21 protein-coding genes and 1 pseudogene are annotated in these 19,476 nt (G+C 74.2%); 11 read left to right on the plus strand and 11 right to left on the minus strand.

Annotation, left to right across the window (positions count from 1 at the left end; all coding sequences use genetic code 11):
• Positions 1–59: 59 nt before the first annotated feature.
• The 3 genes from V2S66_RS27700 to ygfZ all read left to right on the plus strand — a co-directional run bounded on the left by V2S66_RS27700 (position 60) and on the right by ygfZ (position 2,174).
• Positions 60–623 carry a heme-binding beta-barrel domain-containing protein gene (locus V2S66_RS27700; protein ID WP_330799439.1) on the plus strand — a complete coding sequence of 188 codons (564 nt, stop codon included), beginning with the start codon at positions 60–62 and terminating at the stop codon, positions 621–623.
• Between the two features lie 19 nt (positions 624–642).
• Positions 643–1,083 carry a Fur family transcriptional regulator gene (locus tag V2S66_RS27705; RefSeq protein ID WP_330799440.1) on the plus strand — a complete coding sequence of 147 codons (441 nt, stop codon included), beginning with the start codon at positions 643–645 and terminating at the stop codon, positions 1,081–1,083.
• Positions 1,084–1,205: 122 nt separating this feature from the next.
• On the plus strand, positions 1,206–2,174 hold the full coding sequence (gene ygfZ, locus V2S66_RS27710) for a CAF17-like 4Fe-4S cluster assembly/insertion protein YgfZ (protein ID WP_330799441.1): 969 nt from the start codon (positions 1,206–1,208) through the stop codon (positions 2,172–2,174).
• A gap of 45 nt (positions 2,175–2,219) precedes the next feature.
• On the opposite strand, the gene dtd is transcribed toward ygfZ, so the two are convergent.
• A complete protein-coding gene (gene dtd, locus V2S66_RS27715; RefSeq protein ID WP_330799442.1) occupies positions 2,220–2,645 on the minus strand; it encodes a D-aminoacyl-tRNA deacylase in 426 nt (141 codons plus the stop codon).
• 455 nt (positions 2,646–3,100) lie between these two features.
• Between dtd and V2S66_RS27720 the strand changes: the two genes are divergently transcribed.
• The 3 genes from V2S66_RS27720 to V2S66_RS27730 all read left to right on the plus strand — a co-directional run bounded on the left by V2S66_RS27720 (position 3,101) and on the right by V2S66_RS27730 (position 5,773).
• Entirely contained in the window at positions 3,101–3,745 is a 645-nt protein-coding gene (locus V2S66_RS27720) for an RsiG family protein (RefSeq protein ID WP_330799443.1), read from the plus strand.
• Between the two features lie 106 nt (positions 3,746–3,851).
• Entirely contained in the window at positions 3,852–5,117 is a 1,266-nt protein-coding gene (locus V2S66_RS27725; protein ID WP_330799444.1) for a GNAT family N-acetyltransferase, read from the plus strand.
• Between the two features lie 59 nt (positions 5,118–5,176).
• On the plus strand, positions 5,177–5,773 hold the full coding sequence (locus tag V2S66_RS27730) for a hypothetical protein (RefSeq protein ID WP_330799445.1): 597 nt from the start codon (positions 5,177–5,179) through the stop codon (positions 5,771–5,773).
• 49 nt (positions 5,774–5,822) lie between these two features.
• Here V2S66_RS27730 and V2S66_RS27735 read toward each other — a convergent pair whose 3' ends face one another.
• A complete protein-coding gene (locus V2S66_RS27735) occupies positions 5,823–6,275 on the minus strand; it encodes a GNAT family N-acetyltransferase (RefSeq protein WP_330799446.1) in 453 nt (150 codons plus the stop codon).
• A 41-nt stretch (positions 6,276–6,316) separates the two neighbouring features.
• On the opposite strand from V2S66_RS27735, the gene V2S66_RS27740 reads away from it, so the two are divergent.
• Entirely contained in the window at positions 6,317–7,267 is a 951-nt protein-coding gene (locus V2S66_RS27740) for a dihydrodipicolinate synthase family protein (RefSeq protein WP_330799447.1), read from the plus strand.
• Here V2S66_RS27740 and V2S66_RS27745 read toward each other — a convergent pair.
• A complete protein-coding gene (locus V2S66_RS27745; RefSeq protein ID WP_330799466.1) occupies positions 7,254–7,634 on the minus strand; it encodes an AIM24 family protein in 381 nt (126 codons plus the stop codon). The genes V2S66_RS27740 and V2S66_RS27745 overlap by 14 nt on opposite strands.
• On the opposite strand from V2S66_RS27745, the gene V2S66_RS27750 reads away from it, so the two are divergent.
• Positions 7,515–7,820 carry a hypothetical protein gene (locus tag V2S66_RS27750; protein WP_330799467.1) on the plus strand — a complete coding sequence of 102 codons (306 nt, stop codon included), beginning with the start codon at positions 7,515–7,517 and terminating at the stop codon, positions 7,818–7,820. The genes V2S66_RS27745 and V2S66_RS27750 overlap by 120 nt on opposite strands.
• 225 nt (positions 7,821–8,045) lie before the next feature.
• The gene (locus V2S66_RS27755; RefSeq protein WP_330799448.1) at positions 8,046–9,089 is read left to right on the plus strand and encodes an aspartate-semialdehyde dehydrogenase; all 1,044 of its coding nucleotides are present in this window, start codon (positions 8,046–8,048) and stop codon (positions 9,087–9,089) included.
• Between the two features lie 22 nt (positions 9,090–9,111).
• On the opposite strand, the gene V2S66_RS27760 is transcribed toward V2S66_RS27755, so the two are convergent.
• On the minus strand, positions 9,112–10,395 hold the full coding sequence (locus tag V2S66_RS27760; protein ID WP_330799449.1) for a M14 family zinc carboxypeptidase: 1,284 nt from the start codon (positions 10,393–10,395) through the stop codon (positions 9,112–9,114).
• A 272-nt stretch (positions 10,396–10,667) separates the two neighbouring features.
• On the opposite strand from V2S66_RS27760, the gene V2S66_RS27765 reads away from it, so the two are divergent.
• Positions 10,668–11,834, plus strand: coding sequence for a HesA/MoeB/ThiF family protein (locus V2S66_RS27765; RefSeq protein WP_330799450.1), 1,167 nt, complete (start codon positions 10,668–10,670; stop codon positions 11,832–11,834).
• Between the two features lie 55 nt (positions 11,835–11,889).
• On the opposite strand, the gene V2S66_RS27770 is transcribed toward V2S66_RS27765, so the two are convergent.
• From V2S66_RS27770 to V2S66_RS27785, 4 genes are all read right to left on the minus strand, one after another.
• Entirely contained in the window at positions 11,890–13,182 is a 1,293-nt protein-coding gene (locus V2S66_RS27770; protein WP_330799451.1) for a M14 family zinc carboxypeptidase, read from the minus strand.
• A 247-nt stretch (positions 13,183–13,429) separates the two neighbouring features.
• A complete protein-coding gene (locus tag V2S66_RS27775) occupies positions 13,430–14,578 on the minus strand; it encodes a MerR family transcriptional regulator (protein ID WP_330799452.1) in 1,149 nt (382 codons plus the stop codon).
• A 206-nt stretch (positions 14,579–14,784) separates the two neighbouring features.
• Positions 14,785–15,828 (minus strand): S66 family peptidase, encoded by a 1,044-nt coding sequence (locus V2S66_RS27780; protein ID WP_330799453.1) that lies wholly within the window; start codon positions 15,826–15,828, stop codon positions 14,785–14,787.
• Positions 15,829–15,876: 48 nt separating this feature from the next.
• Positions 15,877–16,794, minus strand: a complete 918-nt coding sequence (locus V2S66_RS27785) for an amidohydrolase family protein (RefSeq protein ID WP_330799454.1) — start codon at positions 16,792–16,794, stop codon at positions 15,877–15,879.
• Between the two features lie 119 nt (positions 16,795–16,913).
• Here V2S66_RS27785 and V2S66_RS27790 point away from each other — a divergent pair.
• A pseudogene (locus V2S66_RS27790) lies at positions 16,914–17,363 on the plus strand (alpha/beta fold hydrolase); the annotation flags it as partial.
• Positions 17,364–17,385: 22 nt separating this feature from the next.
• On the opposite strand, the gene V2S66_RS27795 reads toward V2S66_RS27790, so the two are convergent.
• The 3 genes from V2S66_RS27795 to V2S66_RS27805 form a co-directional block, all read right to left on the minus strand.
• Positions 17,386–17,841: a helix-turn-helix transcriptional regulator gene (locus tag V2S66_RS27795; RefSeq protein WP_330799455.1), complete on the minus strand. Its 456-nt coding sequence runs from the start codon at positions 17,839–17,841 to the stop codon at positions 17,386–17,388.
• Between the two features lie 31 nt (positions 17,842–17,872).
• The gene (locus V2S66_RS27800; RefSeq protein ID WP_330799456.1) at positions 17,873–18,649 is read right to left on the minus strand and encodes an ABC transporter permease; all 777 of its coding nucleotides are present in this window, start codon (positions 18,647–18,649) and stop codon (positions 17,873–17,875) included.
• Positions 18,646–19,476: ATP-binding cassette domain-containing protein (locus V2S66_RS27805; protein ID WP_330799457.1), on the minus strand; the 831-nt coding region annotated here is incomplete at its 5' end. The genes V2S66_RS27800 and V2S66_RS27805, both read right to left, overlap by 4 nt.

The raw sequence follows: 19,476 nt of genomic DNA on the forward strand, positions 1-19,476 counted from the left end.
GGGCGTCGCCGCGTTCGCCTTCTACGCGGTGAAGAAGCTCTACCAGGGCCAGCGCTGACATGATCGAGATCCCCTCCGACCTGCACCCCGAACTCGTCCCGCTGGCGTTCCTGCTCGGCCGCTGGACCGGCGCGGGCGTCCACGACTTCCCCGGCTCGGAGAAGTGCAACTTCGGGCAGGAGGTCGCCTTCAGCCACGACGGCCGGCCGTTCCTGGAGTACACCTCGCACACCTGGGTGCTCGACGCCGAGGGCAAGAAGACCAGGCCGCTGGAGAGCGAGAGCGGCTACTGGCGGATCGACGCCGGCCGCAAGGTCGACGTGACGACCACCCGCGACGAGGGCGTCGTCGAGATCTGGACCGGCGAACTCGCCGAGGGCAAGCCGCAGATCGACCTGGTCACGGACGCCGTCGCCCGGCTGCCCGCGGCCCCCGACTACAGCGGCGGCAAGCGGCTGTACGGCTACGTCAACGGCGACCTGATGTGGGTCGGCGAGAAGGCCACCCCCGCGGTGCCGCTGCGCGCGTACATGTCGGCGCACCTGAAGAGGGTCGTCGACCCCCGCGAGTGGGTCGCCGACCTCAAGGACCTCCCGGACGACGGGATCGCCTTCTTCAAGTAGGCGTACCTACACTGGCCGAGTGGCGAGCATCGACTGGAAGAGCGACCTGCGGCAGCGCGGCTACCGGCTGACCCCGCAGCGCGAGCTTGTCCTGGAGGCCGTCGGCCGGCTGGAGCACGCCACGCCCGACGGCATCCTCTGCGAGGTCCGCAAGACCGCGTCGGGCGTGAACATCTCCACCGTCTACCGCACGCTGGAGCTGCTGGAGGAGCTGGGCCTGGTCAGCCACGCCCACCTCGGGCACGGCGCCCCCACGTACCACCTGGCCGAGCGGCACCACCACATGCACCTGGTGTGCCGCGACTGCGAGTCGGTGACCGAGGCGGACGTGGAGCTGGCGGAGCCGCTGCGGGACGGGCTCAGAGCGGAGTTCGGCTTCGAGACCGACATGAAGCACTTCGCGATCTTCGGGCGCTGCCGCGACTGCGCCCGCGCGGCCCGCCAGGCGGGGAAGGACTGAGGCCGCGACGCGCTCCGGCCGGCTCGCGCCGAGGGCGTGACGCGCTCCGGTGCCGGCGCGGACGCGGGCGCCGAGGGGCGCCCGGCCCGGGATCGCGCGGAACCGGTCGTACGCTGGACGGCATGACGAAGAGCCCTTTGCTGTCGCTGCCCGGCGCCGTCCCCGCAGAAGGCCCGGACGAGGGGGTCGCCGCGCACTACGGCGATCTGTTCCGCGAGCAGCGCGCGCTCGCGAACGGCACCGGTTTCGTGGACCTGTCCCACCGCGGAATCGTGACGGTCAGCGGCCAGGACCGCCTGGCCTGGCTGCACCTGCTGCTCACCCAGCACGTCGAGCAGCTGCCCCCGCACCAGGCCACAGAAGCGCTGATCCTGTCCGCCCACGGCCACATCGAACACGCCCTGTACCTGGTGGACGACGGCGCGACGACCTGGATCCACGTCGAGCCCGGCACCCAGACCGCGCTGCTCGGCTACCTGGAGAGCATGAAGTTCTTCTACCGGGTCGAGGCCGTCGACGCGACCGGCGCGTACGGCCTGGTGTACCTGCCCGCCGGGTCGATCACCCAGGTCGACGCGGCCTGGGCGGTACGGGAGACGCCGTACGGCCGCGACGTGTTCGTGCCGCGCGACCGCCTGGAGGAGTTCGCGCAGGCCGCGGGCCCGGCGATCGGCGTGCTGGCGCACGAGGCGCTGCGCATCGAGGCGCACCGGCCGCGGTTGGGCCTGGAGACCGACCACCGTACGATCCCGCACGAACTCGGCTGGCTGGACAGCGCGGTGCACCTGCAGAAGGGCTGCTACCGCGGACAGGAGACGGTCGCCCGGGTGCAGAACCTGGGCCGGCCGCCGCGCCGGCTGGTCTTCCTGCACCTGGACGGCAGCGAGGTGCACCTGCCCGCGCACGGCGCCGCGGTGCGGATCGCGGAGGACGGCGACGACGGCCGCACGGTCGGCTTCGTCACCTCCTCGGCCCGGCACTGGGAGCTGGGTCCGATCGCGCTGGCGCTGGTGAAGCGGAGCACGCCGGAGCGCGCGACGCTCCTCGCGGAGGAGACGGCGGCCGCGCAGGAGACGGTCGTCGCGCCGTAGCCGCCCCTCGCGCGGCCGCCACGCCCCGTGCGCCGGGACCCGGCGCTACAGCTCCAGGACCACGGTGAACGGGCCGTCGTTGGTGAGCGACACCTTCATGTCCGCGCCGAACACGCCGGTCTCGACGGTCGCGCCCAGCGCGCGCAGCTGGGCGACGACCTCGTCGACCAGGGGTTCGGCGAGGGGGCCGGGGGCGGCCGCGTTCCAGGTGGGGCGGCGCCCCTTCCGGGCGTCACCGTAAAGCGTGAACTGGCTGATCACCAGCAGCGGTGCGGCCACGTCGGAACACGACTGCTCGTCGGGCAGGATGCGCAGCGTCCACAGCTTGCGCGCCAGCGCGGCCGCCTTCTCCCTGGTGTCTTCGTGCGTCACTCCGACCAGGACGCACAGTCCCGGCCCGGTGATGGCCCCGACGGTCTCCCCGTCGACGACCACCCGTGCCTCGCTCACCCGTTGGGCCACCGCTCGCATGCGCCCCATTGTGGCGGGTGCGGGACGCCGTCCCTCACACGGGTGAGGGGGCGCGCGCGAAAGTACGCGTACGCCCGGTCGGCGGCCTCGCACAACTGTTGCGACGGCCGTTCGGGTGCAGAGTCGCTGCGGGGCGTCCCGGGCAAGTGGCAGCATCGAATCCGGGCGGCCCCGGGAGCCGCGCGGAGGGGACGGCACGCATGACCACGACCGGCGCTGGAGAGACTTCCGGCACCGCCGCACATCGGGCACCGAACCCGGCGCCCGGACCGAAGCCGGTGCCTGGACCGAAGCCGGTGCCTGGACCGAAGCCGGTGCCTGGACCGAAGCGGGCGCCGACCTCGACGCCTGTGCCGGCGCCGGCCTCGGTCCCGGCCGCACCCGGCCCGACTCGCCTGCCCGGCCCGATCTCCGTACCCGCACCTCAGGCGGCACCCGTCAGGAAGGCCCCTCACATGCTGAAGGCCGACGCTCTGGGCCCGCTGCGCCCGCCCGCGCCGCGCAGCCCGCTCGCGGACACCACGACGCCCGATCTCGCCGCCCTGGACCTGGCCGCGCTGCGCACGCTGCGCCGCGACGCCCAGCAGGAGGAGGCCGACCTGTCGTACCTGCGCCGGATGCTGCACGGCAGGATCGACATCCTGCGCGCGGAGCTGGGGCGGCGCGCCGCGCCGGCCGCGCAGTCCGGTCCTGGCGCTGTGAGCGCTGTGGGCGCTCTGGGGACCGCGGGCGGGCGGGACGCCGTCGCGGACGGCATGCCGCAGGACGACGCGCCGATGGTCGACCGGCTCTCCGAGATCCTCACCGACGGTCCGCCGCGGGTGCGGTCCTCGGCCCGCCACGTCACGCTCGGCACGCCGCTGACCGAGCGGGTCCGCGCGCTCGCCGAGGAGATCCTCTCCGAGGTGGAGCTGTCCGACCTCGGCGCCCGCACCGACGCCGAGCTGCACGCCGCGATGGGCCGCCTGGCCCGCCACGAACAGCAGGTCTCCCGCCGCCGCCAGGGCCTCCAGCACACCGTCGACGGCTGCTCGGCGGAGATCACCCGCCGCTACCGGGACGGTGAGGCGCGCGTCGACGACCTGCTCGCCGACGGCTAGCGGGCGTGGCGCGGGTGTCGCCGACGCCCGGGAGCGGGGGCCGCACCGGGGCGGGGCGGGGAAAATGCGCGTGCGGGCCGGGCCGTGCTGGCCTAGCGTGCCGGGCATGACCGCGACGCTGGACATCCGCTCCCTTGCCGACTGCGACGACGCCGGGATACGTGACTGGCAGCGGGCCCTGCACACCGGTTTCCACATCGCGCCGTCGCCGACGGACGAGGAGATGCGGGTGCGGCGTGCCGCCATCGACCCGGCCAGGACGCAGGGCGCGTTCGACGGCGACCGCTGTGTGGCCACCTTCCGCAGCATGCCGCGCGAACTGACCGTGCCGGGCGGCGCGTTCCTGCCCGCCTCGGCGATCACGAACGTCTCGGTGACCGCCACCCACCGCCGCCGCGGGCTGGCCAGCCGGATGATGGCCACCGAACTCGCCGCGTCACGCGAGCGCGGCGAGAGCGTCGCGATCCTGGTCGCCGCGGAGTACCCGATCTACGGGCGCTACGGCTTCGGCCCGGCCACCTGGGTCGCGAACTGGGAGGTCGAGGTGCCGCGCGCCGTCACCGACCGGCGGTACGCGGGGCCGGACGACGGCGGCCGGGTGGACCTGGTGCCGCTCGAGGACGTGCGCACGATCGGGCCGGAACTGCACGAGCGGGTGCGGGCGTCGACGCCCGGCGCGATCAACCGGCTGCCGTTGTGGTGGCAGTCCGCGACCGGGCAGCGGGTGGTGCCGTCGGCGCCGTGGAAGGAACCGTTCTTCGTCGCCTACCGGGACCCGGCCGGCCAGGTCCAGGGCCTGGCCGCGTACACCACCACCGAGCACCACTGGCCCGGCAAGCTGCCGCGGGTCGACGCCACCGTGCAGGAGCTGATCACCACCACCTCGGCCGCGGAGCGCGCGCTGTGGCGGTTCCTGCTCTCGCTCGACTGGGTGACGCTGCTCAAGACCGGCTACCGCGCGCCGGACGACGTGCTGCCGCTGCTGCTCGACGACCCACGGGCGGCCGTGACCGAGACGCTCGCGGACTTCATGTGGCTGCGGCTGCTCGACGTGCCGGCGGCGCTGTCCGCGCGCGGCTACGCGGGTGGGGCCGCCGCCCTGGTCCTGGGGGTGGAGGACGAGGCGGGCTTCGCGGCCGGACGGTTCCTGCTGGAGACCGACGCCTCGGGCGCCGCGTCCTGCACGCCGACCGCGGCCGCGGCCGACCTCACGCTCTCCGCCGCCGACCTGGCCTGCCTCTACCTCGGTGACGAGTCCGCGGTGCGGCTGGCCGCGCTGGACCGCCTGACCGAACACCGGCCGGGTGCGGCGACCCTCGCCACCACCCTCTTCCGCACCGCCCGCCGTCCGTGGTGCCCGGAGCTGTTCTGACCTCGCCCCCGGGGTGTCACTGGGCGAGCAGGAGCGCCAGCGCGGCCAGCCCGATCGCCGTGCAGATAGCCGAACTCCTCGGCTGGCTCGCGACGCTCAGCACCGATCCCTTCGAACGACGCGCCACCCAACCCACCTGCGATCACGATCCCCGCCCCTGGTGGACCGACGCCCCGGGAGAGGGATCGACGGAATTCCTCCGCCGCCTCACGCACTTCACCACCACACACGTCTACGAGACCCAGCGCCCCCTCCTCGACGCCCTTCTGCACGAACTGGGCGTACCCCAGGACGCCCTGGCCGCCCTCCTCCACCTCATGGGACTCCACCCCGACCAGGAGCAGGACGTCGTCCACCGCTGGGCGCACCAGGTCGGCCCGCACCGTTCAGCCGGCGGCCAGCAGGACCTGCCGCACTACATGGCGTACAAACGCGTGCAGTCGGTCTGCACCGATGTCCTGCGCGCCGCCTCGCGCCTGGCCGAAAGCCAGGAGGCTCCCGGCACTCCCGAGGGCGACCGAAGGGCGCGCGGAGCCGCCGCGGCCGTGCGCAAGGCCCTCCTGGCGGCCCGTGAACCGCTCGGCCTGACCCAGACCCCCCGGTTCGAGGCGGTCGAGGCCGTCTACCAGGAGTGGTGGCGGGCCCGCGACAAATGACGCGCGTCCAGTCGCCCACCTGCCGCCTGCCGCGCGGCCTGGCTTTCGGTCACTGCAGGCCGAGCGCCATCCACTTGTCGGGCTCCGCGAGAGGCTCGAACCCGAGCTTGGCGTAGACCCCGTGTGCGTCGGCGGTCGCCAGCATGATCCGGCGCAGACCGTACGGCGCCAGGTGGTCGCGGGCCGCGGTCACCAGCGCGGTGCCCAGGCCCCGGCCGCGCGCGGCGCGGTCCACATAGACGTCGCAGAGCCAGGCGAAGGTCGCGCGGTCGGTGACCACCCGTGCGTAGCCGTGCTGTTCGCCGGTCTCCCGGTGGTAGGCCCCGAAGTTCAGCGACCCGGCTATCGCGGCCTCCTGCTTGGCGAGCGGGCGGCCGAGCGCCCAGTACGCGTCGGTGGACAGCCACTCGTGGATCCGTGGAACGTCGAGGCGGGCCTGGTCGGCGGAGATCTCGTACATGCGCGGCAGCGTAGGGCTGCTTAAGGGTTCCGTGCACGACATTTAACTGGACCTTCGCCATCCGCCGGGCGAGACTCCCCGTCATGATCCACGTACCGCTGATCACGCCGTTCGCACCCGACGGGCGGCTCGACACCACCGCCCTGGGCCGGCTCGCGCACGAGCTGCTGGACGACGGCGCGACCGGACTCGTCGCCCTCGGCACCACCGGCGAGCCGGCCGCCCTCGACGACGACGAACGGGCCGAAGTCGCCGCCGTGGTCGGCCGCGCCTGCCGCGAGCGCGGCGCCTTCTTCACCGTCGGCGTCGGCGCCGCGGGCACCCGGCGCGCCGCCGCCGAACTCCACGCGCTCGCCGCGCTTCCCGTGCCACCGGACGCGGCCCTGGTGACCGTCCCGTCCTTCGTCCGCCCCGGCGAGGCGGGCGTCCTCGCCCACTTCAGGTCCCTCGCCGCCACGACCTCCCTTCCGCTGCTCGCCTACCACGTGCCCTACCGCACCGCCCAGCCACTGAGCGCTGAGACCCTGCTCGCCCTCGCCGCGATCCCCGGCGTCACCGGGATGAAATACGCACCGGGCGCCCTCGACGCGGACACCACGGCCCTGCTGAGCGCGCTCCCGGACATCGCCGCGCGCAAGCCGGACGCCCCGGGCGTCTTCGGGCAGCACGACCCCTTCACCGTCCTGGCCGGGGACGATGTGCTCGCCCCCGCGCTCTTCGCCCTCGGCGCCCAGGGCGGGATCCTCGCCTCGGGCCATCTCGCCACCCGCCACTGGGTCCGCCTGGCCGCGGCGCCCACCGCACCGGACGCCGGCATCCTCGGCCACCGCCTCGCCGCGCTGGCCACCGCGCTTTTCAGCGAGCCGAACCCGGCCGTCCTCAAAGCCGTCCTGCATGCCCAGCACCGCATCCCCACCCCCGACGTCCGCCTCCCGCTGCTGCCCGCCGCCTCGAAGAACCGGGACGCAGCGCTGGCCGCCCTGGCCGACCTCGACGTGCTCCCCTCCGCGCCCAGCGGCGTCACCCCCGCTTGAAGGGGAGCTTGGCGGTGAGCCAACCGGTCAGCTCCTTGGGGTTGCGGCTCTGCGTCCACAGCCGCCCCGGCCCGCTGAACTCGAAGACCAGCCCCTCGCCCGACTTCAGCGTCTGCACGAACCCGCGCGTGACCTTCCGGGTGACGTACGAGACGCCGCCCTCGCCACCGGCCAGATTGCGCAGCCCGCCCCACTTGGCGTCGATCGCGACACCGTCCGACGAGCACAGCCATGCGCCGCGCGCGAGATGGACGTGCTGCTGCCGGAGTCCGCGTCCCCGTGGCTGCCGGTCGCGGCCTGGTGCGTCCTGGCCGGCGGCATGGCGTGGGCGTGCGCCCGCTGGTCGCGCCGCCCGGGCTGGGGCGATCGGCACCGGCTGGCTCTGGCGGGCGGCGCCCTCCTCACGTACGTGTGGCTGGGCTGCGTGCACCCCCGGGAGAGGGGCGTTCCGCCGGCGGTGGCGCTGCTCGGCAATGTGGCGTTCGGCGGCGGGGCCGTCCTGCTGCTGGCCGTCGCGCTGCGGCGGATGTCCGCGGCCCGGACCGAGGCCTGAAGCGCGGCCCGGACCAAGCCCCGGACCAAGCCCCGGACCAAGCCCCCGACCGAGACTCGGACCCAGGAGGGGGCGGCGCGGGGCGTGGGCCGGGCCGTCTCGCCCCGTGAAATCCGACGGCGCACCACCGCGCGAGCGGGGGATACTCGGACCAACGGGCACCGCATACGTACCGCCCGGGATGAGCGCCGCAGTCACGGAGCACGGATCGGAGAGAGACCGCACATGAGGATCGGAATCGTCGGAGCGACCGGGCAGGTCGGCGGGGTCATGCGCAGTGTGCTGGCCGAGCGGAAGTTCCCGGTGACGCAGCTGCGGCTGTTCGCGTCGGCACGCTCGGCGGGCACCACGCTGCCGTGGGCCGACGGCGAGGTGACGGTCGAGGACGCCGCCACGGCCGACTTCTCCGGGCTCGACATCGTGCTGTTCTCCGCGGGCGGGGCGACATCCCGGGTGCTGGCCGAGAAGGTCGCAGCGCAGGGCGCCGTGGTGATCGACAACTCCTCGGCGTGGCGTCGCGACCCCGAGGTGCCGCTGGTGGTCTCCGAGGTCAACCCGCACGCGATCGACGAGCGCCCCAAGGGCATCATCGCCAACCCGAACTGCACGACCATGGCCGCGATGCCCGTGCTGCGCCCGCTGCACCAGGAGGCGGGGCTGACCGCCCTGGTCGCCACCACCTACCAGGCCGTCTCCGGCTCGGGTCTGGCCGGCGTCGCCGAGCTGCACGGCCAGGCGACCGAGGTCACCGAGCACGCCGACCGGCTGACCTTCGACGGCGAGGCGGTCAGCTTCCCCGAGCCGGCCGTCTACAAGAGGCCCATCGCGTACAACGTGTTGCCGCTGGCCGGGAGCATCGTGGACGACGGCAGCTTCGAGACCGACGAGGAGCAGAAGCTCCGGCACGAGTCCCGCAAGATCCTGGAGATCCCCGACCTCAAGGTGTCCGGCACCTGCGTGCGGGTGCCGGTGTTCTCCGGGCACTCCCTCCAGGTCAACGCGCGCTTCTCGCGGCCGATCAGCGTCGAGCGGGCCTACGAGCTGCTGGCGCAGGCGCCGGGCGTGGAGCTGTCGGAGATCCCCACGCCGCTCCAGGCGGCGGGCAAGGACGTGGCGTACGTGGGGCGTATCCGGGTCGACGAGACCGTGGAGAACGGTCTGGCACTCTTCCTGTCCAGCGACAACCTCCGCAAGGGCGCCGCGCTCAACGCGGTGCAGGTCGCCGAGATCGTCGCGGGCCGGCTGGCCGCGCAGGCGGCCGCCGGGTAGCGGGCGGCCGGCCGCCGGCCGGTCAGTCCGTGAGGAGGCGGAACGCCGCGAGCACCGCCTCCGACTGGAGGTCGACCTGTTCGGCGACCGGGATCCAGGTCAGGTGATGGCCCGCGCCCAGTTCTGTCGCCCAGGTCCCGAGCTGCGCCTCGCAGGCGGCGCGCGCCTCGGGCACCCGGGGGAGCGCGGCGGGCACCGAGTCGAGGAAGCGCAGGAGCGTGCCCGCGGCCCGCAGCGGGATGCGGCGGGCCGCGATGTCCAGGGCGGCCAGATGGGCCCGGGTGAGTGGCACGGGCGAGGGGTGCAGCCGCTCCCAGTCGTCGGCGACCTGGGGGCAGATCGCGGCGAGGCCCTCGGCGAGCCGGAGCAGCGGGGGCCGGTCGGCGTCGGCCGGGAGCACCGCGCTCACCTGTGCGAGGAGCGCCATCGCGCGGTGTGACTGGCGGCGCAGCAGCACGCCGAGTTCGGAGAGCGCGTGGGCGGGGTCCGGGTGCGGTGCGGTGTCGGCGACCTTGCGGCTGGCCCACATGGGCACCTCGAACAGGGCCGTCATCCCGCCGTACAGGTGGGGCCGGACCCAGGTGGACCGGTTGACGTCCTCGGGGAGGCTGGCGAACTGGGTGGGCCGGCCCGGCTCCGGCATGACGTAGACGCCGGGACCGGACACCGTCCAGTACATGGCGTCGTAGGTGCCGGTCTGTACGGGCACGTCGCGTTCGGCGGAGAGTTTGCCGAGCGGTTCGGCGAGGCCCGGGATGTCGCGGGTGAGCTGGATCCAGGAGCCGCCGAGGTCGTTGCCGTGCAGGGAGCACTGCAGGAAGGGCTGCAGCTCGTCGATCAGGTCCACCAGGGCCTGGGACTCGGGGAGCTGGTCGTCGGCAGGCCGTACCGAGGGCGCCCACTCGGGCTGTTCGTCGGCGGGCGGCCGGTAGGAGTGCCGGAAGTGCTGGGCGGGTGTGCGCCGTACGGCCGGCCCTTCCTCGCTGCGCACGGTGCCGTCCGGGTCGAGGCAGAGCAGGAAGTGCCAGGAGGCGCCCGAGCGGGAGTGGAGCCAGGGGTCGGCGGCGACGCGTTCGGCGAGCCGGAGCGCCGTAGCCGAGCCGATGCGTTCGTCGGAGTGGGGGCCGGCCACCACCAGGACGTTGCGCCGGCCGCGTCCCGCGGAGAGCAGGAGCAGCGGGCGGCCTTCGCGCGAACGGCCGATCTGCCGCAGGGTGCACAGCGTCGGGTGGAAGCGCGCGAACGCGGAGGCCGCTGCAGCGACCCCCGCGACGCTGGGGTAGGCGTCGGCCATCGCCGACGTCACGTGCCGTTGGAGTTGCTGGCGCCGGTGGTCTCCTTCTTGTCCAGTGGGCGGATGACGATCGTGGTTGCCACGAGATCTCCTCTCTGTCCAAGTCGGTTTCGGCGCAGGGTAGTTGGCGGGTTACCACCGGTTGCCCCACGCCTTGTCAGGCTGCGGCGGCGGGGCGACAGTGTCAAGGGGCACGGCTGACCCAGGAGTGGCCGCGCCGCGCCGGCGGGACCGTACGGGACGTGCGGGGCCGGAGGGGTGAAAGAGCCGACGAGGGGGCTTGCATGGCGGAGTCCGACACGGTGCCCGGCGCCGACGCAGCGGAGTTGCTGCGGCCGCGGATCAAGCCGGAGCACCGCGCGTACCGCACGGTGGACGGCAACGTCAGGGTCGGCAGCGTCATCTACGGCATCGGCGCGGAGATCGAGGACCCCGACGGCTGGATCTGGACGCTCACCGAGGCGATGGACGGCAGCAGGACCACCGCGCAGATCGCGGCGGCGGTGACCGTGCGGCACCCGGCGGTGTCCTGCGACACCGTGCGGTCGGCGATGGCGGACCTGCGGGCGGCGGGGTTCGTGGACGACGCGGCGGCCCAGTTGCCCGCCGGGCTCGGCGAGCGCGACCGGGTCAGGCACGGTCGCGGCGTCGCGCTGCTGCGCTGGATGGACCTCAGTCCGCGGTCGAGCGCCTGGAACGCCCAGTTGCGATTACGCCGGGCCCGGGTGGTCGTCCTCGGCATCGGCGGCACCGGAGGCGCCGCCGCCCAGATGCTGGTGGCCTCCGGCGTCGGACACGTGCACGCGGTCGACCCCGACGTGGTGGAACTGTCCAATCTCAACCGGCAGTTGCTGTACTCCGAGGCGGACATCGGGCGGCCGAAGGCGGATGCCGCGCTGACCGTGCTGCGCGCGCTGAACTCCGATGTGACGGTCACCGGCGAGCGCCGCGAGATCCGCGGCACCGGCGACCTCGCGGACCTGCTCGGGTCGGCGCCGGGACCGTATGACGTGCTGGTGCTCGGCGCCGACCGGCCGCCGGAGATACGCCGCTGGGCGAACCGGGTGTGCCTGGCGCTGGGCACGCCCTGGGTGGAGGGCGGATACCGCGGGCCGCTGGTCACCGCCGGCGTCCACGTGCCGGGCGCCGGCGCGTGCTGGGAGTGCCAGAGGGCCGGCGAGGAGGAGCGGCGCGACCTGCGGCTCGGCCCGGGGCAGAGCGAGGAGGCGGCCTCCCCCCGGATGCCGTGGAACCCCGCGAGCGCGGTGACCGCGGGCCTGTCCGGCACGCTCGTCGCCCACGCGGCGCTCGCCCTGCTCACCGGCGTGCCGCGGATGGAGCCCGGCTTCCGCTACGGCGTCAACCTCATGGCGCTCGGCGATCCCGTCCTCGAACGCCACCCGCGCCGCCCCGACTGCCCCGCCTGCGGGCCGCGCGCATCCGCCGGCTGAACCCTCCCGGGCACACCCGCACCCCGCCGCACCCCCGCACCCCGCGCCCGCCCGCTCAGGGCAGGCGGTCCACCGCCGCCAGCACCGTACGCGCCTGCAACTCCACCTGATCCGCCACCGGCACCCACTTCGCGTCCGCGAGCGTCAGCAGGTCGCGCGATCCCGCGTCGAGCCGCCGCTCCAGGCGCGACCTCAGGCGCGCCGCCTCGCTGTCCGCCGCCTCCTCGGGACACCCCTCGTCGACCAGCCGCAGCAGCATGCCGGCCGCCCGCAGCGCGATGCGGCGGCCGGCGATGTCGAGGGCGGCCAGGTGGGCCATGGTGAGGGTGCAGGGCGCCTGCCCGCAGAGCGTTTCGAAGTCGTCGGCGAGCCCGGCGAACGCCCCGGCCGCCTGCTCGACGCCGCGCAGCAGCGGGCTCGTGGCGGGAGTTCCGGACCGGGCGAGCAGCGGCCGCGCCTGCTCCAGCGCCGCGTCGGCGGCAGCGCCGTCCTTGCGCAGCCGTCCCGCGAGCACGCTCAGGGCGTGCGCCGGGTTCGGGTGCGGCGCCGGGTCGGCGACCGTGCGGCTGGCCCACATGGGCACTTCGACGACGGCGGTGAGCCCGCCGTAGCGGTGCGGGCGGGACCAGGTGGAGCCTTCGGCGTTCTCGGGCTCGCTGGCGAACCGTTCCTGCGCCCCACCGGTGGGCAGCACGAAGACGCCGGGGCCCGAGGTGGGCCAGAACAGCGCGTCGTAGGTGCCGGTCTGCACGGGAATGTCGAGTTCGGCGGCGTACTTGCCGAACGGCTCGGCCAGCCCCGGCAGATCGGTGGTGAGCTGCACCCAACTGCCGCCGACGTCCGTACCGTGCAGGGAGCACTGCAGCACCGGCCGCAGCTCGTCCACGACGGCCAGCAGCGCGTAGGTCTCCGGGAGTTCGTCACCCGGCGCGCGGAACGAGCCCGCCCACTCGGGCTGTTCGTCCGCGGCGGGACGGAAGGTGTGCCGGTAGTGGACGGCGGGCGGCCGCGGTCCGGCCGGGCCGGTCTCGTTGAGCACGGTTCCGTCCGGGTCGAGGCACAGCAGCAGGTCGAAGGTCAGGTCGTCGTCCTTGAGCCGCTGACGGTCGTGCACCGCCTGCTCGGCGAGCCACAGGGCGGTGGCGCCGCCGGCCTGCTCGTCGGGGTGCGGGCCCGCCACCACCAGGACGTGGCGGCTGCCGTGCCCCACCGACAGCAGCCACAGCGGACGCCCGGCGCGCGACTCCCCGGCCAGCCGCATCCTGCACAGGTCCGGGTGCCGCTGGGTGAGGATGCGGGCGGCCGCCGCGACACCTGACACGGTCGGGTACGCGTCTGGCCCGCGCATCTCGCTCCTCCTCGGCGGTCGCCCAACGGCGGCGGCAACAGGGGTCAAAGGTGCTCAACAGTGTTCAAGGGGGACCAACGGCAATCAACGGTGCTCAACGGTGCGGTGGCGCAGGGGAATCGGGCGCCCCCCGACACACGCGGTGGCGCCCGCCCCAGACTCTGCGGGCCGCCATCGCGTGTCAAGGGGGCCCCGCACCGGCCCACAGCCGCCCTCCCGCCGCCCTCCCGACGTCCGGCCGCCGCGCCTACGGGTGCAGGACGTCCGCGACGACGCAGGCGACGTTGTCGGGGCCGCCGGCGTCGTTCGCGAGCCCGACCAGGGTGCGAACCGCCTGGTCGGGAGCGGTGGCCGCGGTGAGCGCACGGCGCAGTTCGGCGGCCGGCACCACGCTCGACAGGCCGTCGGAGCACAGCAGCCAGCGGTCGCCGGGCAGCGCGTCGTGGAGCCGGAGTTCGGGCTCCTCCACCCCCCGCGAGCGGTCGTCCGCACCCAGCGCGCGGACGAGCAGGGAGCGTTGCGGGTGCGAGAGCGCCTCCTCGGGGGTGAGGCGCCCCTCGTCGATCATGGTCTGCACGAGCGTGTGGTCATGGGTGATCTGGAAGAGTCCGCCGTCGCGCAGCAGGTACGCACGGGAGTCGCCGATGTGGACGAGGGCGAGCTGCGACCCTGTCCAGAGCATCGCCGTGAGCGTCGTGCCCGCCGCCTGATCCCCGGGCCCCGCCTGCGCCCCGGCGTCCGCCCGGTTCTCCGGTGCCGGGTCGCCGAGACCGCGGACCGCGAGGCCGGCGCGGGCGACCGCGTCCTCCAGCACGTTGAGCAGACCTGCGGCCGGGATGCCGGTGCCGGGCTCGGCGGCGCCGCTCTGCCGGGCCTCCAGCTCCTGGAGGACGGCCAGCGCCGCGCTCGCGGCGTCGGCGCCCCGGGAGCCGAAGCCGTCGGCGACGGCGAGCAGCCGTTCGCCCGCGTAGGCGGCGTCCTGGTTGTGTGCGCGGACCAGGCCCCTGTCGGAGAGCGCGGCGTAACGGATCGCGAGCGGGGTGGAGTTGCCGGTCATGTCGGTGTCCTTCCGTGCGAGGTGGTCGACGAGGAAGGCGGCCAGGTCACGCCGTGCGCTGTGGTCGGTCTCGGTCCGCGCCCAGTAGGCGCGGACCTCGCCCGCGGCGTCGCGGGCGTCCAGCGCGCAGACCTCCCGGATGCCGGCGAGCGGCATGCCGAGCCGCCGCAGCCACGCGACCAGCCGGGCCCGCTCCAACTGCCCCGGCTCGTAGAACCGGTAGCCGGAGCGCGGGTCGACGTGCGCGGGCGTGAGCAGCCCGAGGTCGTCGTAGAGCCGCAGCGCCTTCGGTGACAGGCGGGACGCGCGGGCGAAGGCGCCGATGCTCATCCGGTCCATGGGGCGGCTCCTCCGGTACGGTGCGCGGGCCTCGGTCTCGATCTCGGTCCCGGTGTCGGGCCTCGGGCCCCGGTCTCGGGTCCCGTCCTCGTCGAGCCGGTCCGCTCGATGCGCGGCCCGGCCCTGCCGATGCTGCGGCTTGCCCCAAGGTCAAGGTCAAGCACGAGGTCACGGCCGAGACCGAGACCGGGGCCGCGGCGGCGGACTCAGTACGTGACGGTGATCCTCCGCTCCCGGCCGTCGACGCGGATGCGCCCCCCGTACGGGATGACGAGCTGCGGGTCGGTGTGCCCGAAGTCGACGTCGAAGACGGCCATCGTGCCGGGCGCGTACTCGCCCAGCGCGCGCAGCACCGCCTCGCGCTGCTCGCGGCGGTAGCGCTCCTTGCCGGGCGCGTCGAGCGGGCGCTCGAAGGACCACGCCTTGGCGCGCGCCACCATCAGCGCGGGGAACTGCCGGAGCAGGCCGCGCTCGCCCATGCAGCGCAGGATGCGGTAGACCTCGGCGGCCGGCGGCATCTCCTCGGAGGTCTCCAGGAAGAGCACGCCGCCGCGGTACTCCTCCACCGGCCGGATCTCGCGGTCGGCCATCAGGAGCCAGGAGAGGATCTCCAGGTTGCCGCCCCACCCGGTGCCCTCGACCACGCGGTCGCCCTGGTGCCACCACCAGCCCTCGGCCGCCGCCATCTCGGGCTCGGCGGTGAAGGTTTCCGGTTCCTGCCAGGGGCGGTTGACGTCCCCCGACTCCTTGGGCGCGGTCAGTTCGTACGGCCCCGAGCCGAACAGCGCGGCGCGCAGCGACTCGGCGGTCAGCGGGTGCATGGCCCCCGGCCGGCCCAGCTCGACCATCGCGGAACCGCCGTGGTAGCCGACGACGCCGAGGTTCCACAGGTACGCGAGCAGGTTGGTGTTGTCGCTGTAGCCGAAGAACGGCTTGGGGTTCGTCCGCAGCAACTCCGCGTCCAGGTGCGGCAGTACGGTGATCTGGTCGTCGCCGCCGATGCTGGCGATCACCGCTTTCACGGTCGGGTCGGCGAAGGCCGCGTGCAGGTCGGCGGCGCGGTCGCGCGCACTCGCGCCCATCCGCCGCGTCGTCGGGTACTCCACGACCTCGACCCCGAAGTCCTCGCGCAGTCGCCGCACGCCCAACTCGTAGGGCAGCGGCAGCAGTCCGGGCAGACCTGAGGAGGGCGAGAGGACCGCCACGCGGTCTCCGGGACGGGGCTTGCGCGGGTACGTGTGTGCGATCACCTGCCGACCCTAGCCGCGGGACCCGCGGCCTCGGCAGCGGGTTTCGGCTCAGAGGCCGAACAGGCGCGCCGCGTTGTCGTGGCAGACCGCCCGCAGCCATGCCGCGCCGAGGCCGGTACGCTCCAGCGCCGCGAGCGCGTCTCCGTACGGGTAGGGGATGTTGGGGAAGTCGGTGCCGAGCAGCACGCGGTCGCCGAGGGCGGCGAGGCGGGGGAGCGCGGCGCGCGGGAAGGGCGCGGCGGACTCGGAGAAGGCGGTGAACGCCATGGTGGTGTCGAGCATCACCCGCTCGTGCCGCTCGGCGAGGGCGAGGAAGTCCTCGTACTCCGGCATCCCGAGGTGTGCGACGACCAGGCGCAGCCGGGGGTGGCGGGCGAGCAGCGCGCCGACCGGCCCGGGGCCGGTGAACGGGCCGGGCACCGGGCCGGAGCCGCAGTGCGTGACCACCGGCACGGAGCGCTCGGCCAGCAGGCCCCACACCGCGTCGAGCAGCGGGTCGTTCGGGTCGTAACCGCCGACTTGCAGATGGCACTTGAACACCCGGGCGCCCTGGTCGAGGGCGCGCCGCACGTCGTCGAGCGCGGACGGTTCGGCGTGGAAGGTCGCGGTGTGCAGGCAGTCGGGCGTGCGGGCGGCGAAGTCGGCGGCCCAGTCGTTGAGCCAGCGCGCCATCCCGGGCTTGTGCGGGTACAGCATCGAGGTGAACGCGCGGACCCCGAACCCCCGCAGCACCTCCAGGCGGCGCTCCTCGTCAGCCCGGTAGGTGATCGGCCAGGGGCGCGCGACGAGCGGTCCCGCGGCGTCGAAGTACGCCCACACCTTGTCCAGCACGCTCGCCGGCATGAAGTGCGTGTGGACGTCGACCAGTTGCTCCACGCCGGCGGCCGCCCGGAAGGCCGCCACACGCTCCCGCTCGGCCGCCTCAGGCTCGGTTGCCGTTCCTGTCGCCGTCCCTGTCTCCGTCATGCCGGGTCCTCCCGCCGCACCAGGTCACCGCTGTGGTCCACCCATCCACGCAACCTCACCGCCGCGCCGCCGCGCAATCCCGTTGCCGGGCGGCGGCGCCCGCTGGGACAGTCGGCCGCATGCCCTCCTTCTCCGCGTACGACGGGACGCTGCTCGCGTACCACGAGTGCGGCGAGGGACCGCCGCTGATCTGCCTTCCCGGCGGGCCGATGCAGGACTCCGCGTACCTCGGCGATCTCGGTGGGCTGTCCGCGCACCGCCGGCTGGTGCGGCTGGACCTGCGCGGTACCGGCGGCTCCGCGGCGCCCCGCGATGCCGCGGCGGACCGCCCCGCGCGCGCCGGCCGCCTGGTGCTCGTCACGCCGAGCGCCATGGCCGTCGGCATCGCGATCGCGGGGGAGGACCGGCGGGCGGCGGCGCGGCTGCGGCAGGGCGAGCCGTGGTTCGGGCCCGCCGGCGAGGCGCTGGAGGCGATCACCGCGGGTCGCGGCGAGGACGACGACTGAGCGGCGATCGCGCCCTTCGGGTACGGCCGCTGGGACGACGCGGCCCGCGCCCACCTGGCCGCCTGACCCCTGGACCCGGCGGCCGCTACGGATGCGCGGCGGACGTCGTCCCCCCGCTCGGGTCGCTCCGGTCGGGGCGGTCGGGCCGAGCGGCTCGGGTGGGCCGGGTGTGCACCTTGGCGACGCACGCCGGGACGGCCGCCGCGTCGCCGTGGTCGCGGGCCCGGTACGCGCTCGGCGTCTCCCCGACCAGTTCGGTGAACCGCGAGCTGAACGATCCCAGCGAGGTGCAGCCGACCGCCATGCACACGTCCGTCACGGACAGGTCGCCCCGCTGCAGCAGTGCCTTCGCCCGCTCGATCCGGCGCGTCATGAGATAGCTGTACGGGGTCTCGCCGTACGCGGCCCTGAAGCTGCGCGAGAAGTGGCCGGGCGACATCAGGGCCCCGCGCGCCAGCGCCGTCACGTCGAGCGGCTCCGCGTACTCGCGATCCATCCGGTCGCGTGCCTGCCGCAGCCGGACGAGGTCGGAAAGGGGCATGCAGGCCACGGTACCCGGCCGGTCCCGTGCGTCACCCCGGGTCGCGGTCGAAGGTCGCGGCCGACCAGCGGTAGCCGAGCACGGTCAGGACGAGGCACCAGCCGACGGCCAGCCATCCGTTGTGGCCGATGTGGCTGCCGAGCAGCAGGCCGCGCAGCGTCTCGATGGCGGGGGTGAAGGGCTGGTACTCCGCGATCGGCTGGAACCAGCCCGGCATGGAGTGGATCGGGGTGAACGCGCTGGAGATGAGCGGCAGCAGGATCAGGGGCATCGCGCTGTTGCTGGCGGCCTCGGCGTTCGGGCTGGCCATGCCCATGCCGACGGCGATCCAGGTGAGCGCCAGGGCGAAGAGCACGAGCAGCCCGAAGGCGGCCAGCCACTCCAGGGCGGTGGCGTCGGTGGACCGGAAGCCGATGGCCACGGCGATCGCCCCGACCAGGAGCACGCTGGCGACCGACTGCAGGACGCTGCCGACGACGTGCCCGATGAGGACCGAGCCGCGGTGGATCGCCATGGTGCGGAAGCGGGCGACGATGCCCTCCGACATGTCGGTGGCCACGGAGACCGCGGCGCCGATGACGGTGCTGCCGACGGTCATCAGCAGGACGCCGGGGACGACGTAGGAGACGTAGGCGGAGCGGCCGGCGCCGCCGCTCATGGTGTCGCCGAAGATGTACACGAAGAGCAGCAGGAGCATGACCGGGGTGAGCAGGAGGTTCAGGGTCAGCGAGGGGTAGCGGCGGGCGTGCAGCAGATTGCGGCGGAGCATGGTGGACGAGTCGCGGACGGCGAGGGACAGGGTGCTCATCGCACGGTCTCCTTGGACGAGGCGGTCTGGTCGGCCTGGGCGGGGACGCCGGAGGCGGTGAGGGCGAAGAAGACGTCGTCGAGGTCGGGGGTGTGCACGGTCAACTCGTCGGCCTGGATGCCGGCGGCGTCCAACTCGTCCAGGAGTACGCGCAGTTGGCGCTGGCTGCCGTCGCTGGGGAACAGCAGGGTCATGGCCTCGTCGTTACGGGTGGCCGCGGGCAGTGCGGTGCGGGCCGGTGCGGCGCAAGCGGTCCGGTAGGCGTCGGGGTCGGTGAAGCGGAGGCGGACGTGGCCGCCGGGGACGAGGCGTTTGAGCTCCTCCGCGGTGCCCTCGGCGGCGATCGTGCCGTCGTGCAGGACGGCGATGCGGTCGGCCAGCTCGTCGGCCTCTTCGAGGTACTGGGTGGTGAGCAGGACGGTGACGCCGCCGGTGACGAGGTCGCGGATGATCTGCCACATGGTGTGGCGGGAGCGCGGGTCCAGTCCGGTGGTGGGCTCGTCGAGGAAGATGATCCGCGGGTCGCCCACCAGGGTCATCGCGATGTCCAGGCGGCGTTTCATGCCGCCGGAGTAGGTGGCGGCGGGTTGGCGCGCCGCGTCGGTGAGGTCGAAGCGTTCCAGCAGCTCGGCGGCGACCCGGCGGCCTTCGGCCTTGGGCAGGTGGTGCAGGTCCGCCATCAGGAGCATGTTCTCCTCACCGGTGATCAGGCCGTCGACGGCGGAGAACTGGCCGGTGACGCCGATCGCGGCGCGTACCGCCTGGGGGTGGGGGGGGCCCCGCGGGGGGGCGCCGCCGGGCCGGGCCGCGGCCGCGGGGGGAGGGGG

Source organism: Actinacidiphila polyblastidii, assembly GCF_036353415.1.
GTDB classification, from domain to species: domain Bacteria; phylum Actinomycetota; class Actinomycetes; order Streptomycetales; family Streptomycetaceae; genus Actinacidiphila; species Actinacidiphila polyblastidii.

What these genes read in the sequence shown, in the direction of transcription:
- V2S66_RS27700 (WP_330799439.1), top strand. Translation starts at nt 60, where the DNA reads ATGATCGAGATCCCCTCCGACCTGCACCCCGAACTCGTCCCGCTGGCG.
- ygfZ (WP_330799441.1), top strand. Translation starts at nt 1,206, where the DNA reads ATGACGAAGAGCCCTTTGCTGTCGCTGCCCGGCGCCGTCCCCGCAGAA.
- dtd (WP_330799442.1), bottom strand. Translation starts at nt 2,645, where the DNA reads ATGCGAGCGGTGGCCCAACGGGTGAGCGAGGCACGGGTGGTCGTCGAC.
- V2S66_RS27720 (WP_330799443.1), top strand. Translation starts at nt 3,101, where the DNA reads ATGCTGAAGGCCGACGCTCTGGGCCCGCTGCGCCCGCCCGCGCCGCGC.
- V2S66_RS27725 (WP_330799444.1), top strand. Translation starts at nt 3,852, where the DNA reads ATGACCGCGACGCTGGACATCCGCTCCCTTGCCGACTGCGACGACGCC.
- V2S66_RS27735 (WP_330799446.1), bottom strand. Translation starts at nt 6,275, where the DNA reads ATGTCGTGCACGGAACCCTTAAGCAGCCCTACGCTGCCGCGCATGTAC.
- V2S66_RS27740 (WP_330799447.1), top strand. Translation starts at nt 6,317, where the DNA reads ATGATCCACGTACCGCTGATCACGCCGTTCGCACCCGACGGGCGGCTC.
- V2S66_RS27750 (WP_330799467.1), top strand. Translation starts at nt 7,515, where the DNA reads ATGGACGTGCTGCTGCCGGAGTCCGCGTCCCCGTGGCTGCCGGTCGCG.
- V2S66_RS27755 (WP_330799448.1), top strand. Translation starts at nt 8,046, where the DNA reads ATGAGGATCGGAATCGTCGGAGCGACCGGGCAGGTCGGCGGGGTCATG.
- V2S66_RS27765 (WP_330799450.1), top strand. Translation starts at nt 10,668, where the DNA reads ATGGCGGAGTCCGACACGGTGCCCGGCGCCGACGCAGCGGAGTTGCTG.
- V2S66_RS27770 (WP_330799451.1), bottom strand. Translation starts at nt 13,182, where the DNA reads ATGCGCGGGCCAGACGCGTACCCGACCGTGTCAGGTGTCGCGGCGGCC.
- V2S66_RS27775 (WP_330799452.1), bottom strand. Translation starts at nt 14,578, where the DNA reads ATGGACCGGATGAGCATCGGCGCCTTCGCCCGCGCGTCCCGCCTGTCA.
- V2S66_RS27785 (WP_330799454.1), bottom strand. Translation starts at nt 16,794, where the DNA reads ATGACGGAGACAGGGACGGCGACAGGAACGGCAACCGAGCCTGAGGCG.
- V2S66_RS27795 (WP_330799455.1), bottom strand. Translation starts at nt 17,841, where the DNA reads ATGCCCCTTTCCGACCTCGTCCGGCTGCGGCAGGCACGCGACCGGATG.
- V2S66_RS27800 (WP_330799456.1), bottom strand. Translation starts at nt 18,649, where the DNA reads ATGAGCACCCTGTCCCTCGCCGTCCGCGACTCGTCCACCATGCTCCGC.